Raw genomic sequence first — 16,723 nt, 5'->3', positions numbered from 1 at the left:
CATGACATCGCTTCGTGTCCCGGTCCCCCCGCCGATCGCCGGCGTGATCGTGCCGATGGTCACCCCGATGCTGCCGTCGGGTGCCCCGGATCTCGAGTCGCTCGACGCACTCGTCGACCACCTCATCGGGCGGGGCGTGACCGGGCTGCTCGTGCTCGGCTCGTGCGGCGAGAACGGCGCGCTCTCCCGCGACGAGCGGCTCGAGGTCGCTGCCCGTGCGGTGGCCCGGGTCGACGAGCGGACCCATCTCATGATCGGCGTGCCGGCGCTCGGCACCCGCGAGGCGGTCGCCGACGCGAAGGTGTACGCGCAGATGGGCGCCGACTCGTTGCTCGTGCCGCCGACGTTCGTCTTCCCGCACTCCGCCGCCGAGCTCGGCGGGCACTTCCGCGCTGTGGCCGGGGCCGCGGGCTCGGTGCCGGTCCTCGCCTACAACATTCCCAGCCGGGTCACCGTGGTGCTGGAGCCGGACCTGATGCGTGAGCTCGCCGGCGAGGGAGTTGTGGCGGGGGTGAAAGACTCCTCGGGCAACGTGGAGGCCCAGCGGATGCTGGCCGAGGCGACGGCGGACATCGAGGGGTTCCGTCGCTACACGGGCAGCGAGTTCGCGATCGACGGGCTGTTGCTGGGCGGGTTCCACGGCGCCGTGCCGGGCCTGGCCAACGTCTTCGCGCCGTGGCACGTCGAACTCGCCGCGCGCGCGACGGCCGGGGACTGGAAGGGTGCGGCCGAGATGCAGAGCCGCATCGTGGCGTTTTTCAAGCTCTACCAGCACCCGATGCCGGGCGGCAGTTTCAGCGCCTCGGTCATCGCGTCGTTGAAGGAGGCCCTGGTACAGCAGGGGGTCATCGCACATTCGACGACCGCGTTGCCGTTCGTGCAGGTCGACGACGGCATGCGGACCCACGTGCGGGAAACGTTGGCGGCGGCCGAGATCGGGCGGCCGTGACGACACACCGGATCGACGTCGGCGAGGCTACGGTCGTGATCCGGGAACTGGCGGGCTCCGCCGCCGGCCCGACCGTGGCCCTGCTCGGCGGGGTGCATGGCGACGAACTGGAGGGCATCGCCGCCGTACGGGCGATCGTGGCGCACCTCAGCGCCGACCCGCCGCAATGGTCCGGGCGGATCCTCGCGGTGGCGGTCGCGAACCCGCCGGCCCACGAGGCGGGCACCCGGACCAGCCCTGTCGACGACGGCAACCTGGCCCGCGCCTTCCCCGGCCGCGCCGACGGCACGGTCACCGAACGGATCGCGGACGCCCTGGCACAGCGCGTCATCCGTAACTCGGACCTGCTCATCGATCTGCACTCGGCGGGACTCAACTACGCGATGCCGTTCTTCGCCGGTTTCAGCGATCCGACCGGCCGACCGGCGGCGCACGCGTTCGGTGCGCCGCTGCTCTGGGCGCACGACCGGCTCAATCCGGGGCGCAGCCTTACCACGGCCTCGTCCTACGGCGTGCCGTCCATCTACGTCGAGGGCGGCGGCGGCGGATCGTTGCGCCGCTCGGAGCTGCTCGGCTACCGCGACGGCGTACTGCGGGTGCTCGGCCGGCTCGGCATGCTCGCCGACGCGGACGTGCCGGCGGGATCGGGACCGCAACGGATCCTGCGCGGTGGTGACGGCGACGTCGACTCGTCGGTCTCCGCATCGGTGTCAGGCTGGTGTGTCACCGCGGTCCGGGCCGGCGACCAGGTCAGGTGCGGCGACCTGGTGGCGGAGATTCTCGACGGGGACGGGTTGCCGGCCGAGGAGATCTCGGCCCCGCACGACGGAACGGTGATGATGCTGCGGCGGCGGGCCGAGGTCGAGCCCGGCATCGGCATCGTCATGCTCGGGCCCGTCGCGGAGGAGGTGTCGTGGCAGTGACCGGCACCGCCGGATTGGCCGGGCGGGTGGCCCTGGTGACCGGCGGCGGAAGCGGGATCGGCGCGGCGATCTCGGCCCGCCTCGCCGATGAGGGCGCGCACGTCCTCGTCGGTCAGCGAACCCCGCAGACCGCGGCCGCGGCGGCGAGCCGGCTCGCCGCGCCCCACCGCAGTCTCGACGTAGCTGTGGCCGACCTCGCCGACGCGGCGTCCTGCAGGGCGCTCGTCGCGCGTTGTGTGGAGCGCTTCGGCGGCATCGACATCCTGGTGAACAACGCGGCGGTGACCGGGCCGGGCGCGTCGCGCCCGCTGCTGGACTGCGATGACGAGTGGCTGGATCGCATCGTCGGCGTGAATCTCACCGCTGCGTTCCGGTGTTCCCGCGAGGCCGCCCGGTGCATGGTGGCGAGGGGCACGCCGGGCGTGATTGTCAACATCGGCTCGGTCGCCGCGTATGCGGCCCAGCACCACGCGACCGCCTACACGACGACCAAGGCGGGGATGCTGGGGCTGACCCGGGGGCTGGCGTTCGAATTGGCGCCGCACAACATCCGAGCGGTCCACGTCGCGCCGGGTGACATCGCGCTCGACGAGCGCGCCGGCACCCCGGCGCCCCCGCCGGAGCTGTCCGAGCCGCAGCGGTGGTGGGAGCGGCACACGCCGCTGGGCCGCCGCGGCCATCCCGACGACGTGGCCTCGATGGTGGCCTACCTCTGCTCCGCCGAGGCCGGCTTCGTCACCGGCGCGAGCATCCTCGTCGACGGTGGCTGGCTGTCCTACTGAGCGTCCAGGCGCTCCACGGTGAGCTCACCGTGGAGCGCCGGTTCAGGTCGTCAGGCGGGGTCGGGGAGCAGCACGACCGCGTCGATCTCGATCAGGAATCCGGGCAGTGGTACCGGGATCGTCGTACGCGCTGGATGCGGGGTGGGTAGTACGTCGCGCATGATGTCGTTGAACTCCGCGAAGTCGTCCAGGGTGTGCAGGTAGGCGCCGATGCGCAGGATGCCGGAGAGATTCCCGCCGGCGGCCGTGATGATGCGTTCGATGTTGGCGAAGGTGGCGCGTGCCTGGATCTGGAAGGTGTCGCCGATGAGCTTGCCGTCGGCATCGAAGGGGCCTTGGCCCGAGACGAAGAGCAGGTTGCCGGCCCGGATTCCGGGTGAGTAGGGCCCGGCCGGCGGTGCGCCGCCGGCGGGGACGATCGGTTCCTTCTGCATGGTTGCCTCCTGGGGCCGCGGTTATGCGATGCGGTATTGGGACAGCGTGGTCTCGTCGATCTCGATGCCGAGGCCCGGCGAGTCGGGCACCGCGAAACATCCGTCCACCAAGGATGGTGGGACGCGCAGGATGTCGCGGATGAACGGGTTTTCGCTCGTGTCGTATTCGAGCATGGGACCACTCACGTCGCCGCCGGGCCAGGTGCCGTCGCCGGTGCGTGCGGCCGGTGGCAGGACGGCGGCCAGATGCAGGGTGGCGGCGGCCATCACGGCCCCGTTCCAGGTGTGCGGCACGCACGCGATCTCATGCAGCGCCGCGAGCTCCCCGACGAACCGGGCCGCGGCGAGTCCCCCGCAGATCGCCGCGTCGGGCTGGATCACGTCGAACGTGCGGTGGTCGAGCAGCCGTGCGAACTCGGACGGCGTCCGCCCCATCTCGCCACCGGCGACCGGCACCGCCAGCTGCGCGGTGAGCTCGGGCCGGGTCAGGGGGGTCGGCTCCTCGAACCACGCGACGCCCAGGTCGGCCAGGCGCCGGCCCACCCGCACCGCGGTGGGAGCCGAATAGGCGCCCCAGGCGTCGACCATGAGCATCACGTCGCCGGGGAGCGTGGCCCGCAGCTGCTCCAGCAGCGCCAGCTCCTCGACCGGCGGGTAGCCGCCCATTCGTACCTTCATGGCGCGGAAGCCTCGCTCGTGCAGTCTGGCCGCCTCGTCCGGCCAGGCGTCGGCGGGGTGGCGGCCCTCCTGGTAGAGGAAGCCGGAGGCGTACGCCGGCACCCGCTCGCGTCGGGCGCCGCCGAGCAGGGTGTGCACCGGCACGCCGAGCGTTCGGCCGAGCAGGTCGTGCCAGGCGATGTCGACGGCGCTCAGCGCCAGCGCGGCGCCCACCTCGTCGAGGCCGGGGCGGCGTGGCCACGCGTGCGTGACCGGCGCGCCGACAAGGTCCGCGGCGAGCATGGCCAGGAGGTCGCGGGTGCCGGGCAGGGCGTAGGTCTCGCCCCAGCCGACCGTTCCGTCGGATGTGGACAGCTTCAGCAGCAACGTTTCGCGGTGCCGGTTGAACACGCCGGCCGGACCGGCCGCGACGGTGAGCGGTGCCCGCACGTGCAGCACTTCGGCGGCGGTGACGCGCATGGGGCCTCCTTGACATCGGTGTAGCTGGCTGATTCTATCGAGTAAAATGCTGAGTTCAACTGCTGAAACGGCCGCATTGTGCGAGGAGAGATATGGGCGCTCCCACCGTTGTTGTCTACGACCCCATCACCACCCTGCGGTGGAACTACGACGTCGAACGGGACACGCTGGCGGCCCGTGGCGTCGACCTGGTGCTACCGGCCGATCTGGACGCCGCCCGCAAGGCGCTGCCAAAGGCCGACGTCGTCGTCGCGTCGGGCCGGCTACCCCGCGAAGAGCTCGACCTGATGACACGATGCTGCGGCATTCTCTGTTACAGCGTCGGCATGGACGGCGTGGACACGGCACGCGCGGCAGAGCTCGGCATCGAGGTCACGAACGTGCCCGACTACTGCACCGAGGAGGTCTCCGACCAGGCCATCGCACTGCTGATGGCGGTGCAGCGGGCACTGGTGCCGATGGCGAGTGCAGCCGCGGCCGGTCAATGGGAGGTCCGTGAACTGCCGGAGTTCTACATGATTCGACGGGTGCGCGGTCAGCGCATCGGGGTGGTCGGCCTTGGTCGCATCGGCACCCGCGTCGCCGAGAAGGCACACGGACTCGGCATGACGGTCGTGGCCTACGATCCGTACCGCACCGAGGCGCCCTTCCCGCTCGTACCGTTGAACGACCTCCTCGACGAAAGCGACGCGGTCGTGCTGTGCGCCGCGTTGACCGCGGACTCGCGCCACGTGCTTGACGCCGCGGCGATCGAACGCCTGCGGCCGGACGCGGTGGTGGTGAACGTGGCCCGGGGCGGGCTCATCGACGAGGAGGCCCTGGCGGCCGCCTTGAAGGCCGGCCGTCTGCGCGGCGCGGGCCTCGACGTCCGGGAGGTGGAACCGCCGCCGGTGCCGGACCCGCTGTCCGGGCTCACGAATGTGGTACTGACCCAGCACGTCGGCGCGACGTCGGTGGAGGCGTTCGCCGACATGCACACCCTCTCGGCGGCCCGCATCATCGACCTGCTCGACCGGCACGGTCGGCTCAGGGAGGCATCATGACCGGCTCGGAGCGAAGCGGAGAGGGCATGACCGGCGTCGGTGTGCTCGGCTCCGGCTTCATGGGACGCACCTGGTCGGAGGTGGCGGCCAACCACGTGGCGCAGGCGAACCTGGTCGGCGTCGCCGGCGGCCGGCGCGCGCCGGCTCTGGCTGCCGACTACGGTTGCCCACTGCACGACTCGTACGAAAGCCTCCTCGCCGATCCTGCGGTCGAGGTCGTCGTGCTGACGACGCCACCGGCCGGCCACGAGCTTCAAGCCGTCGCCGCGGCCCGGGCGGGCAAGCACATCCTGATCGAGAAGCCGATGGCGCAGAACGCGGCCGAATGCACCCGGATGAACGACGCCGCCGAGGCGGCCGGAGTGCAGCTCGCCGTCGTGTCGCAGCACCGGTTCCGCGACGCACCCGTGTTCGCCAAGCGACTCCTCGACGACGGTGTGATCGGGCGGGTCACGATGGTGCGGGCGATCGGGCCCGAAATGGGCTTCTGGGACACCAGCAAGACCCAGGACCAGTGGAAGCTCGATCCCGCCCAGCAGACCACCTACGCCTCGTGGGGTGCGCACGCCTGCGACCTGGTGCGCTGGTTCATCGGCGACGAACCCGACCTCGCGTTCGCCCTCTTCGAACAGTACGGAGCCGCGGACCCGCCACTGCGCAGCGCGATGGCCACGTATCACTTCAAGGGCGGCGCGATGGCACAGCTGTGGATGAGCTACGACATCCCCGCGCCCGGCCTGGGCTCCGGGCTTCAATTCCAGCTGGTCGGTACCGATGGCATGATCGACTGCGACGCGTACGGAGCGGTGCGCCTCGGCAAGGGGGAGGGCTTCTCGGTCGTCTTCGAGCAGGCGGCGTTCGACCCGCTCGACCCGGTCAGCGGGCCGCGCCTGGCGGCCTACGCGGCCGAACTGACGGACCTGATCGGGGCGGCCCGAGACGGCCGCCCGCCGTTGGTGAGCGGCGCCGAGGGACTGGCCACGACAGCGATGCTCGAGGCGGCGGAGCTCTCCGCCCGCACTCGCCAGGCGGTGCCGCTGCCCTGAGCCGGGGGTGCACCATTGCGTTGAGCGTCGGCAAGATCGATGCAGACTTGAGCAGTGAAGTCATCGACCCGGTTCTGCCGGCGCTCGCCAGGCGACAGGTGGCACGTCGATGAGACGTATGTAAAGGTCAACGGAATCTGGCGGTACGTGTATCGCGCCGTCGACCAGTACGGGCAGGTCATCGACGTGCTGGTCTCGGCCCGCCGCGACGCCGAAGCCGCTCGGCGGTTCTTCCGACGGGCGCTGTCGATGTTGAAGGTGACACCCAGGGAGGTCATCACCGACGCCGCCGCGGTCTACCCCGGCGTGCTCGACGAGCTGATCCCGTCGGCGTGGCATCACGTCGAGCGGTACGCCAATAATCCGATCGAGGCTGATCACAGCCAGCTCAAACACCGGTTGAGACCGATGCGCGGCCTGCGCGCTGACCGGACCGCACAGACCATCATCGCCGGGCACGCCTTCATGCAGAACCTTCGACGCGGCCACTACGAACTCGCCGTCGACGCCCCGCCGGCTACGCGGGTCGCCGCAGCGTTCGCCGAACTCGCCCGGGCGATCTGACCGCGGACCGGACACGGGTTCAACGCGTCGCCGATCCCACAACGCAACGGCGCCTCCATCAGGCCACCGCAGCCACCAGCATCCACCAAGCCCGATACGTTGGCCTCAGCAAAGTCGACCTTGAACACGCCTTCGCCGCGACCGCAGTCAACCTCATCCGCCTCAACGCATGGTGGACCGGCACACCCATACAACGCACCCGAACAACCCGCCTGAGCAGGCTCGATCTCACCCTCGCCGCATAGCCAGAATTAGGCAACAGAGTCGTACAGGGCCTGCACGCAGGCGACGACCTCGGCCTGCTCGTCGCTGAGCGTGGCGTTCAGGTGAGGTCAAAGCAGGAGTGTCCCGGATGGTTGGGACCGGGCGGAAACCATGGTCAGGCAGTCGCTCCACTGCCACCCAACCACCGTATGAGCTGCGGGGATGAAGTTTGCGAACGTACCACCGAACACCTCGGAACACCGACGAAAGGGCTGGGTCAGCAGTTAGCGTCGCCCCAGGATGCACGAGGTTCGGATATCAGGGGGATCACCGTGGCTGCCGCCGTCAAGTTCTGGATCAACGCCTTCATCCCGACTGCCGTCTGCCAGGACATCGGGGGCACGGAGGCAGCCGTTGTGCAGGGCACCTTCCCGGGCACGCCATTCCCCAGCACCTGGTTTCTCGCGGGTGACCAGCGAAGTTTCTCAGACGACATCGACGCCAGCGCACGGCTGCATTCGGAGGTCGAGATCGGCGGCCTCGACACCGGGACGCCGGACGTCACCTTCGAGATGCACCGGTGCGGCGAGTCCCGTGCCCTCGATGCCGACGGCAACGTCATCGAGGTCGGCGTCGCGCCTACCACCGACATGGCCTTCTTCAACCTGCGCCGCAACCAGACCGTGGACCCCGAGGGCGGCGTCATCGACGACGACGACAACCCGAACCTTGTCCAGATCGACGTCTCCGGCAGCGGGCGGGTCCCCTTCTCCGTCGCCCCTTTCGTGCCGTCCATCGACTACGTGGGCACGTTGTCCTTCGACCCCGACAGTAAACAGGCGCGCTTCCGCGGCGGGATCGACGGATTTCCCGCGTACGAGATCTATGTGACGGTCGACGGCGGAACGCCGGTGCCTGTCGGCGCCTTCTCCGCCAACAATCCATTCGAACTGTTCGGCGACGCGACCAAGCATGTCGATGTCAGCGTCACCGTCCCATGAAGCCTGCAGGCCGCTGACCCTGGGGTGGTGATCCGTGGCGACGAGCCCTGGTCAGGAGCTGCTGGCGTTTTCCACGGCCATCAGACCATGATCAAGAAGCTCCATGAAAGCGGGGGTGGCTCACCCCACAGGAATAACCCGACCGCGCGGGCCCGCTCGATGCGCTTGCTGTCTTCCTCATCGGCCGCCATTTGCGGACATCTCCTCCTCACCACTGACCACACAGGACAGTTCGTGAGGATCACCGACTCGACCGAAGCCACGTCAGAGTCAACTCGTGTTGACCAACTCAGGCAGGCCAGCCCGGCGCCAACAACCGGCCACCCGACATGGCCGACACCCACACCCACGACGGCACCCCGAACACCCCAAACCGGGTGACCGCCGCCGTCACCGCCGCGTCGATCACCGCCAGCGCGTCCGCCCACGCCCCGCCCGCCGGCGCCGGTATCACCGGATCCACGGCCATCGCCCGCAGCAGCACGGTGAACAGCTGCCGCACCGCCTCAGCCCGAGCGGCGAACCGCCGCAACCAGCCCCGCACCGTCTCGGGTGGGCGCCCCAGCCACCCAGCGATCCGCCGGAACCCCGCACCAGCAGCCCTGGCGGTCAACGCAGCCCCGATCACGACCACCGCGTCCGCCTGTCGCAGCAGCCACTGCACCGGCAGCAGCACATGCGTCACCCCACACCTGTGCACCGCGCTCGCCAGGGACGTGCCGGCACGGCAACCTCCTGCCCCCGAAGCCGCCGGGACCGGGCATACCCCCACCTGTCAGCACGCCCGAGCAGCCAGGGCAGACCAGTCGCCATGCAACCAATCGCCGCTCGACCGCAGCGGCGTCACCGCCTACCGTGACCACGACGCCTCCACGCGTGTCACCGCACGGCCCTTCCGCGGCACTCCGGCCAAAGAGACAGCGGGAGGGCCGTCGCCTATCAGGACCTGATCACGGTGCCGCCGAACACCAACAAGGGCAACCACACAGTGGCAGCCCCAAACCCGTCCTCATCCCCAACGCCGCGGACCTACCCCAACCTGCTCATCCTGAGCGCCGTCCAACAATCACGCGACACTAGCCGGGACCGCTCGTTCAGACCCCGCGCTCCGGCATGACGTCGAGAATGAGGCGTATTGGCTGCTGGGCGGCATCACAGCGGAATGACGTCCGCGTGGACGATTCGCCGGGTGGCGACGAGGCTTGGCGAAGGCTGGGCGCTGCGGTCGTCCGCGGGGTGGAACTCGTACTCCCGTACCGCGATCCGCAGCCTCCGGCCTTGCGTCTCCGGCAGCTGCAGGTTGCCACTCCATGTTGCGGTCCCATCCTCGGTCACCACCACGGAGGCGAGCTTGTTCTCGGGCCCCGCGGCGGCCCAGCCGAGGAGCGGATCGGTTACGGCGGGCTCCTGCGCCTCGACGACGGCGGACACCAGGTGCGAGCCGTCTACGACAGTTCCATGTTCCCCCACGGACGCCGACCACGCCGGGCCGCTGAGTGCGAGGGTGGCGCTTCCGTGCGGGGAGACGGTGCAGGTGAGCGTCCGGTCCGGCACTGTCTGAACGAAGGCGGTCGGTACGATCGGGGACAGTTCGCAGCCGGGGATGGACATGGGCTGGTACCGCGCCAGCCCCAGCCGGACGAACGGGAAGTACGCCGCACCGGTACGGAACTCCACGTCGCAATACCATGCCTGCCGGTCGGCATCCCAGGTCGGTCGAAAGGCTGCGATGTCCCGGCGGAGCCCGAGCCCGTTCAACGTGACGCTCTCGCGGGTCAGAGCGGCGTTGCGGAAAGACGAGGCGAGCAGCGGCTGGGGCATGACCGAGGTGTGGGCCGGGTCCAGGGCGATGACGGTGATCTCGCGGGAGAGTTCGCTCTCTGGTGTGAGCGGTCCGCCGTCGTGGCAGACCACAGCCAACAGTTCGCCCGCACCGGAGGAGAGCCACCGATTCCCCAGCCATACGCGCAGGCCGCGGCCTTCACGTTTGCTGGTGATGTCGCCACCATCCGCCCGGCTCTGGGTGTAGGCCATGAGCGGCAAAACGTGCTGCATCACCGGCTTGGCGGGTGGGGCGCTGCTGAGGACCTCGACGGTGAGGGGTTGGCCGACAAAGGTGCCATCTGTCGCAGACATGGCAGGGTCGAAGTACTCGCGGAAGCGGGTGGCGGCGGTGGTCTGGTAGGTGACCTGGCGATATCTGGTGTCGCCGAACTCGTGGGCGCGCAGCTTCTCCAGTTGCGCCGCGCCGGCTTCGAGCCGCCGCCGTTCAGGGGCGTTGAGGCCCGGGGCGGCCGCGGCGGCCAGCAGGGCGAGCCGCTTCTGTTCGGGCGCCTGACTCTCCCAGCCGCGGGTACTGAAACCCACCGTGACCTCGTCGACCGGCTCGATGAACGGGGTGAGCTCGGGAATCCAGGGGGTGCCGAGCGGTTCCGGTACCGGGAGGGAGAAGACCTCGCGGTGGACCGGACGCATCATGGCCTCTGCGGATGGGTAGCGCTGCGTGGGGCTGTCCTCCACCTCGTCCCAGCTGGCGGATAGGTCCAGCTGGGCTGTCGACGGCGCGTCGAAAATCAGGCGGCCCGCCAGTTGGGCCGCAGTGGCACCGCGCGGCCGTGCCAGGGTACGCATGCCGGCGAAGCCGGGGGTCTCATCCAGGTTCAGCTCCAGGGTTGGCTCCCACAGGGGCCGTTGCACGGCGTGGATCAGGAGCAGATCTCGCCATGGCGCTGTCATCCAGTGCGTCCCGGATCTGATCGCGTCGTAGACCTGCTCCACGTTCGCGGGGGCCGGCTCCTGCTGGCACCAGTCGAGGATCCCGAAGATCTCGGGATTGGAGAGGAACAGCGAGGAGAGGCGCAGCCTGGCCGTCCGGCCTGCGGGGAGCCCGATGGTGAGCAGCCGCTCCGCCTCGCTGTACTGGGCAGTAAAGCTGCCCTCCTCAAGCCGGAGCCGGATGGGTAGCGGGCGGTGCCAGCCGTCGCCGTCGTCGGAAGGGATCTCCAGCACCTCCTCCGGACGGCCAGGCTCCAGTGCGATGCGCGCCTTCGTCCCGGCGGCCAAGGGGTCCGGCAGGTAGGGAAGTTCCACCGAGTCCGCGTCGAGGCAGACGTAGCCCTGCGGCACCCCCTCGTGCACGCCAGTGGGGACGAAGAGCGCGCCGGGGGCATCGCGGAAGCTACGGCACTCGCGGGAGAAAAGTTCGTAAAAGGGTTGAGCTGCTGCGGCCGCAGCAGCCGGTTCCATGCCGCGGACGGCGTCGATCGCCTCGTCCAACAACCCATGCGCCTCCACCATCTGCAGCGAGGCCTTGGCGGTGGCGATGTGGCGGTCGCAGAACGGCTGGAACCGTAGGAAAGGGCTGGCTGCTGCCTGGCTGGCATCGGCGTAGTCCGCTGCGGACTGGTCAGGGGCACTGCGGACTACTAGCCGCTCCAGGTTCTCGCCGGGGCCGAAGGGCAGGCGAGGCACCAGTTCAGGCGGCGGCACCGGCTCGAATCGGAGGTAGCGCAGCGGGTCCGCCGGGGCGGCGCTGACGTACTGGGGTTGGCCAGTGCCCTCGAGGGTCTGCAGTGAGAGATCGGCGGTGGGGAGGCTGTGGGAGTTTCCGGCCAGGTCCACTGTGCGTAGGCGGGTACGGTACCTGGACTGGAAGCGTAGCCGTGGCAGGGTTCCGGGCAGTGGGTCGGCAGCAATAGACAGGCGCATGCTGCCGAGTTCGGCGCCGGCCGGCGGGGCCGCTGGCTCCTGCGGTATGGCCTGCCCTGGCCTGGGGAGCGAGAGGCTCCAGCCGTCCCACGTGGCCAGCGCCTCGTGGGTGTAGAGCGGCCGGTCCGGGTCCGCGGGCGCGCTCGGCCGGTCCGCCTCCGCGGTGAGAGAGAGCTGGAGACTGCCCTCGTCGTCGGCCTCCAGACTCTCCTCGGGGGCGCGGTCAGGTGTGTAGGTGACGTGTCGGCGGTGCAGGGAGCGCCAGATTCCCTCGTAGTCGGACCAGATGTCCATGCGATAGCCGCGCACCAGGTCCTGCGCGGCGAGCGTCGGCGGGTTGTCCGGGTCCTGCTCGAGGGCGTCGTTGTTGGCTCGCGCCTGGTAGAAGTCCTCGTGAAGTTCCTCAGCATGGCGGGTGTGGACCAGCGCTATGCCGCCCGTCCGGGCGGAGGGGACCCCGTCGCGCTCCGGCTCCTCCACGGGCCGCCGCTCCTCCTGGTCTTGGTGCTCCAGGGTCGCGGCCATGTTCAGCGCCTTCAACGCCAGGCCGTCGACGTCCACAGCCACCGGGGCGTACCGGTCCGGGTCCAGGTGCACGAAGCCGTGGGCGAAGTCCTGCCGGGCGGCCCGGTCGGCGGCGCTGAAGAAGGCCTGGCCGTCGATGTTGGTCAGCCGGCAGCCAGTCCAGGGCGTGACATCCACATTCCAGGTGTCCGCGTTGGGATCATCGTTGCGGGGCGGGAAGTCGGAGGGGCGCTCGACGCGCAGCCGGAGCAGCGTGGGCGGGTCCGTGTCGTTGGTCTCCGGGACGAAGTCGGGGCGGATCGTCAGGTCCAGTACCAGGCCCAGGCCACGCAGCAGGACGGGGTGGTCACCTAGGGCGGAGAGATGGTGGTGGAAGTCCAGGGCCTCCTCGAGTTCTGCCTGGGCCTGCTTCCGATCCGCGGGGAACTCCTTGGGCAACTCCCGTGAAGGGCGGGCGTGAAATCCCGCCAGAGCATAGAAAGCCTCTGAGGGGCTGCCCCCCGAACCGAAGGGGCGGACGAGGGCTTGGGGCTGCAGGCTGTGCTGCTGTCGAAGGCCCCCCGCCTGCTCTGCGGCGTTGTCCAGGCGGCTCCGCAGCCGCCTCGAGAGGTCTTCGCCGTCGCGGACATCGTGAAGATCTCATGTCGAACGGCGATACGCAGGTCGGTGAAATGGTCGGCGAGTGTGACGCGGCGCTCGCTCGGGCCGCTCGGCGGCGGCCCGATGGGGGCGGCGTTGCGGTTGGTGACAGGCAATTCCTCCAGTGCATGGAGGGCCAACGCGGCCCATTGCTCGCGGAGATGGCTCAGCACCTCGCCGACGGGGTAGCTGATGAGTGGCCGGTCCGCAAAGTCGTCGAACTCGAAAGCGCGGACTGTCGTGGTCGCAGGGAACAACGCCTGCCACAGCGCACCCGACGCGGACACCGCCACGCTCATCGGTACCTCCGTGGCACCGTCACTCCTCTCCAGGACCAGATGCAGCCCGTCCAGCACCGAGCGCCAGTCCGCGAAGTCCGGGAAGTCCGCCAGGGTGGCCGGCTCGCTAGGGCGCAGACGCGGCGCGACGAACACGGACGCAGAAAGCTGACCGTCGGCGGTAAGGCCGTTGGGCAGCAGGATCCACTGGACGAGCTGGTGACGGATCATTCGGGCCTCCCCGAGATTGCGCGGCGGATTCAGGCAAAGGACTGTAGGTAGCCAGCCCACGCGGACGGTGACACCGACTGTGCGAAGCTCGGATCGCCGCCGGACCCGGCGAAGCGGCGTTCGACGGAGAGGGTGACGGACTTGCTGATGAAGGCGATCTTCACGCACACCGTGAGACTCGCCTGCCCCCACACCTCGCTGCCGTTGCCGGCCTTCTGGTGGTAGGTGAAGGCGAGATAGAACTCAAGGGAGATGGAGATGAGCCCGAGCACCTCGAGGTAGCCGCCGCAGCGCAGATAGCCGGTGAGTTCGACGCTGCTGCCCTTCATGCCAAAATAAATTCCGGCCATCACGGTTACGCCTCCGGAGGCGATGCCGAGGTTGAGGCTGATGTTGCCACCGAACTCGAGGGCGGCCTCTACCTGCTCCAGGCCCAAGGCGCTCACGCCGACGGCGAAGAAGCCGCCTCCGCCGAACAGACTCACGGAGATCAGCAACGGCTTGTGTCGTTCGCAGATTGCGAAGCGCACACCCGCCGGGCGGTCGGTGAACGGAATGGACAGCGCGGCAGACAACGCGATGTTCTGCAGGCTGAACACACCTACCCCGATGCTAGGCACGCCGAGGGTGTAGCCAGCCACGACGCCTTGGGCGTCCACGGTCACCGACGGTGGATCGTCGAAGCCGTCCGCGGGCAGGATGCTCTGCAGGGAGTTCACAAAGGCCAGCGGACCTTCAAAGACGATCCGCACGTCCGCGGCTCTGACATCCATTTTCTTGCCGCTCTCGGCATGGAAACAGAGGCTTCCGATCGTCACAGCCAGGGCATCGACGAACTGCATCGTTGCGTTACGGAGCCGGCCGGTGACGGCAGAGCTGGTCTCGCCGCCGCGGGCCGAGCGGGTGGTGGCGTCGAGCAGCAGATCCGCACCGCGCAGGTCGATGGTGAGGAACGGCGGGGTGAGGGAGGGCGGAAGGCCAACCGGCTGTTTCCGGAGTGGCGGCTTCCAGAGGAAGCGGGTCTCGACCAGGTCCGCTTGGCGGCGGGTGGTGAGGCGTGGCGGATTGAGGGTGAAGTCCGGATCGTCCAACTGTTGCTGGGAGACCGGTGTGTCGGCGGCCGCGGCGTCGTCGAAAGGGAGATCGCCGGGGAGCAGGTCAAGCAGCGGGATGGTACCCAGGAGTCTCGTCTTCGCGAAGGCCGAGAGGTCCACCTTGCGATCCTGCAGCTCCTTCGGCGCGGAAACCGGGCCTAGGCTCCGAGACAGCGCCTTCGCCACCGACGTGGGGCTGACCAGCCCGCCGCCGCGCTGGCTGGAAAGCGCTAGCGGTAGATCCTGAACAAAACTTACGAAGGTCTGCGCGCGGTTGTCGTCGCCATCGATATCGTGCTCCAGGTATACCGAGGCTAGGACGAGCTCCTGCTGCTGGCAGGTGCCAAGAAGGTCGTCCACCGCGGGGACAGAGGCCATCAGGGAGGCGACGCGGGGAAGAAAACGTGGTACATACGACGGTGGCGCCCCAGCGACCTTCATAGCATGCGCCGGCTGCGGATCCGCTTCATGCGGCGGCTGCTCGATGTCATAGCGGACGCTGCCCGTTTTCAAAACCGTGGAGCCAGCCTTGTCCCCGGGTGGGGCATAGGTCACGGCCTGGCCAGCGAGATCGATGGTGCTTGCATCGGTAAAGGTCAGGTTGTCAAAAACCTCACGGATACGTCGATGCTCGCCGATCTGGCCGTACGGGACGAACATCAGTGGGAGTGAGAAGTCCACGAAACTCTTCGCGATGTCCGTGCCGACGGCGTGGAACATGAGTTTCTGCCCATCCGGATCCCGCAGCCAGAACGGTTCTTCTTCCACGTGTTCCCGTGGTGCGATCCGTGCGGACGTCGTGGTGATCCGGATGCTCCTTAGCGGCATCTCGCGGCCGCCGTGGGCGAAGGAAGCGGCCAGGGGGCCGTAGTCGACCACGGGCTGTAGTAGCACCACCTCAAGAGTTGTCCCGAGCAGGTAGCCCGTCGCGCCGAAGAGCCCACCACCGGATGGGCTGTGGCCCACCACTCTGGGATTGGTGGGCAGCCTTTCGATGGTCTCGATGATCACGGCACGGTGTCCGGTGCCACAGAGGTACCCCACGGCCACGGTCCGCACGAGATGGTCCCGTCCCAGGGCGGTGGTGTGCTGGTAGCTGCGCAGGTCCCACGGCATGAATTCGGGCTGGTCCGGTGGAATCAGCGGGAAGTCCCAGCCGGCCTCGAGCTCGGCGTTGGCGCCTAACGTGGTTAGTTCGAGGCGCTTGGCGCGGAGCGGGACGGGCGTGAAGAACGGCGCACCGGCGCTTGACGGGAGCGGTAGCTGGAAATTGGAGCTGAGCTGGACGATCTGCCGCCGTCGGCTGGCATCAAGTGAGGTGTCGAAAGGCTCCGGACCGGCCAGAGCGGCGAGCGCGCGCACATCGGCGGACTCGACCACGCCATCACCGTCCACTGTGTACAGAACCGCGCACCACAACTGGTGAAGCTGCGCCGCATTGGCGCTATTGTCCGTCCGCCATCGCCCCATGACGTCCGGCGAAAGCACCAGCCGCCAGGGAAACTCGATGGCTGTCTCCATCGCGACCGGGAGGGCAGGCGGCGGAATAGCGGCATCCGGCGCCGTGCCGCGCGGCAGCGCTATCGGGGCCAACACCGGCTTCCAGTGCTCCCACGCGAGCAGATGATCCGTCGTCAGCGGAACGGTGGCGCCGTCGGGGATCCGGAACACCAGGCGGGTGGGGCCCGTCATGGCAGTGCGGATAGGTGGATTGACCCCCACCGCGTTTGCCCAGACAGTCTCCGCCAACGCCTGTGGGGGGAAATGCACGACGACGAAGGCGCCCGCCGCCGCGTCCTGGGGCACCAGCGCTGCCCCATCGGCTGAGATCTCCAGATTGACCAGCTCGAAGTCGAGGATCAGCAGATCGTGTGGACGGAGGATGCTGAGTCTCGTGTTGCCACTCACAGAAGGTCCTTAGCTCGAGGTGCTGAATACGCAAATAGAGCCATGTGTCATCGGCGAACGAGGAGCGTTGTAGTCTCCGGGGGCCACAACTTTCTCCGTGGCGAGCTCCGCGTCAAAGCACCGGCAACGAGTAGCCGCCTGGAAGCTTGGATCGTAGGGAACGGACGCAGCTACACCGTCGCACTGCGAACAGCGTTCTCTACGCCAAACTGTCGGACCAGTTGGCGAAATCACCCGCTTCGGTTCCGCCGTGCGAC

The 16,723-nt window shown here is 68.8% G+C and carries 12 protein-coding genes and 1 pseudogene; 7 read left to right on the top strand and 6 right to left on the bottom strand.

Annotated features, from left to right (window positions below; all coding sequences use genetic code 11):
• Nucleotide 1 precedes the first annotated feature (1 nt).
• From ABD332_RS28480 to ABD332_RS28470, 3 genes are read left to right on the top strand one after another with little or no spacing between them, the layout of a single operon-like run.
• The gene (locus ABD332_RS28480; protein WP_344505312.1) at nt 2-949 is read left to right on the top strand and encodes a dihydrodipicolinate synthase family protein; all 948 of its coding nucleotides are present in this window, start codon (nt 2-4) and stop codon (nt 947-949) included.
• Complete coding sequence (locus ABD332_RS28475; RefSeq protein WP_344505310.1) at nt 946-1,872, top strand: succinylglutamate desuccinylase/aspartoacylase family protein; 927 nt, start codon at nt 946-948, stop codon at nt 1,870-1,872. Before ABD332_RS28480 ends, ABD332_RS28475 begins: the two co-directional genes overlap by 4 nt.
• Nucleotides 1,863-2,654, top strand: a complete 792-nt coding sequence (locus ABD332_RS28470) for an SDR family NAD(P)-dependent oxidoreductase (RefSeq protein WP_344505309.1) — start codon at nt 1,863-1,865, stop codon at nt 2,652-2,654. Before ABD332_RS28475 ends, ABD332_RS28470 begins: the two co-directional genes overlap by 10 nt.
• Before the next feature lie 50 nt (nt 2,655-2,704).
• On the opposite strand, the gene ABD332_RS28465 is transcribed toward ABD332_RS28470, so the two are convergent.
• Both ABD332_RS28465 and ABD332_RS28460 read right to left on the bottom strand, forming a co-directional pair.
• Nucleotides 2,705-3,088, bottom strand: coding sequence for a RidA family protein (locus ABD332_RS28465; protein ID WP_327010582.1), 384 nt, complete (start codon nt 3,086-3,088; stop codon nt 2,705-2,707).
• Nucleotides 3,089-3,109: 21 nt separating this feature from the next.
• Nucleotides 3,110-4,225, bottom strand: coding sequence for a mandelate racemase/muconate lactonizing enzyme family protein (locus ABD332_RS28460; protein ID WP_344505306.1), 1,116 nt, complete (start codon nt 4,223-4,225; stop codon nt 3,110-3,112).
• A gap of 92 nt (nt 4,226-4,317) precedes the next feature.
• Between ABD332_RS28460 and ABD332_RS28455 the strand changes: the two genes are divergently transcribed.
• From ABD332_RS28455 to ABD332_RS28440, 4 genes and pseudogenes are all read left to right on the top strand, one after another.
• A complete protein-coding gene (locus tag ABD332_RS28455; protein WP_344505304.1) occupies nt 4,318-5,268 on the top strand; it encodes an NAD(P)-dependent oxidoreductase in 951 nt (316 codons plus the stop codon).
• 26 nt (nt 5,269-5,294) lie between these two features.
• Nucleotides 5,295-6,314, top strand: a complete 1,020-nt coding sequence (locus ABD332_RS28450; RefSeq protein WP_344505303.1) for a Gfo/Idh/MocA family protein — start codon at nt 5,295-5,297, stop codon at nt 6,312-6,314.
• A 63-nt stretch (nt 6,315-6,377) separates the two neighbouring features.
• Nucleotides 6,378-6,878, top strand: a pseudogene (locus ABD332_RS28445) (IS6 family transposase); the annotation flags it as partial.
• A gap of 536 nt (nt 6,879-7,414) precedes the next feature.
• A complete protein-coding gene (locus tag ABD332_RS28440) occupies nt 7,415-8,083 on the top strand; it encodes a hypothetical protein (RefSeq protein ID WP_344505302.1) in 669 nt (222 codons plus the stop codon).
• Nucleotides 8,084-8,372: 289 nt separating this feature from the next.
• On the opposite strand, the gene ABD332_RS28435 is transcribed toward ABD332_RS28440, so the two are convergent.
• The 4 genes from ABD332_RS28435 to ABD332_RS28420 all read right to left on the bottom strand — a co-directional run bounded on the left by ABD332_RS28435 (nt 8,373) and on the right by ABD332_RS28420 (nt 16,466).
• On the bottom strand, nt 8,373-8,768 hold the full coding sequence (locus tag ABD332_RS28435; protein ID WP_344505300.1) for a hypothetical protein: 396 nt from the start codon (nt 8,766-8,768) through the stop codon (nt 8,373-8,375).
• 467 nt (nt 8,769-9,235) lie between these two features.
• On the bottom strand, nt 9,236-12,754 hold the full coding sequence (locus ABD332_RS28430; protein ID WP_344505299.1) for a hypothetical protein: 3,519 nt from the start codon (nt 12,752-12,754) through the stop codon (nt 9,236-9,238).
• Nucleotides 12,667-13,464, bottom strand: coding sequence for a hypothetical protein (locus tag ABD332_RS28425; RefSeq protein WP_344505297.1), 798 nt, complete (start codon nt 13,462-13,464; stop codon nt 12,667-12,669). Before ABD332_RS28425 ends, ABD332_RS28430 begins: the two co-directional genes overlap by 88 nt.
• Nucleotides 13,465-13,493: 29 nt before the next feature.
• Nucleotides 13,494-16,466: a hypothetical protein gene (locus ABD332_RS28420; protein ID WP_344505295.1), complete on the bottom strand. Its 2,973-nt coding sequence runs from the start codon at nt 16,464-16,466 to the stop codon at nt 13,494-13,496.
• Nucleotides 16,467-16,723: the final 257 nt, after the last annotated feature.

Origin of the sequence: Dactylosporangium maewongense (assembly GCF_039531485.1) — a bacterium.
Classification (GTDB): domain Bacteria; phylum Actinomycetota; class Actinomycetes; order Mycobacteriales; family Micromonosporaceae; genus Dactylosporangium; species Dactylosporangium maewongense.
This window is presented reverse-complemented; position numbering and strand designations above follow the sequence as displayed.

Coding starts and splice junctions, on each gene's coding strand:
- ABD332_RS28480 (WP_344505312.1), top strand. CDS start 2: ATGACATCGCTTCGTGTCCCGGTCCCCCCGCCGATCGCCGGCGTGATC.
- ABD332_RS28465 (WP_327010582.1), bottom strand. CDS start 3,088: ATGCAGAAGGAACCGATCGTCCCCGCCGGCGGCGCACCGCCGGCCGGG.
- ABD332_RS28460 (WP_344505306.1), bottom strand. CDS start 4,225: ATGCGCGTCACCGCCGCCGAAGTGCTGCACGTGCGGGCACCGCTCACC.
- ABD332_RS28455 (WP_344505304.1), top strand. CDS start 4,318: ATGGGCGCTCCCACCGTTGTTGTCTACGACCCCATCACCACCCTGCGG.
- ABD332_RS28450 (WP_344505303.1), top strand. CDS start 5,295: ATGACCGGCGTCGGTGTGCTCGGCTCCGGCTTCATGGGACGCACCTGG.
- ABD332_RS28425 (WP_344505297.1), bottom strand. CDS start 13,464: ATGATCCGTCACCAGCTCGTCCAGTGGATCCTGCTGCCCAACGGCCTT.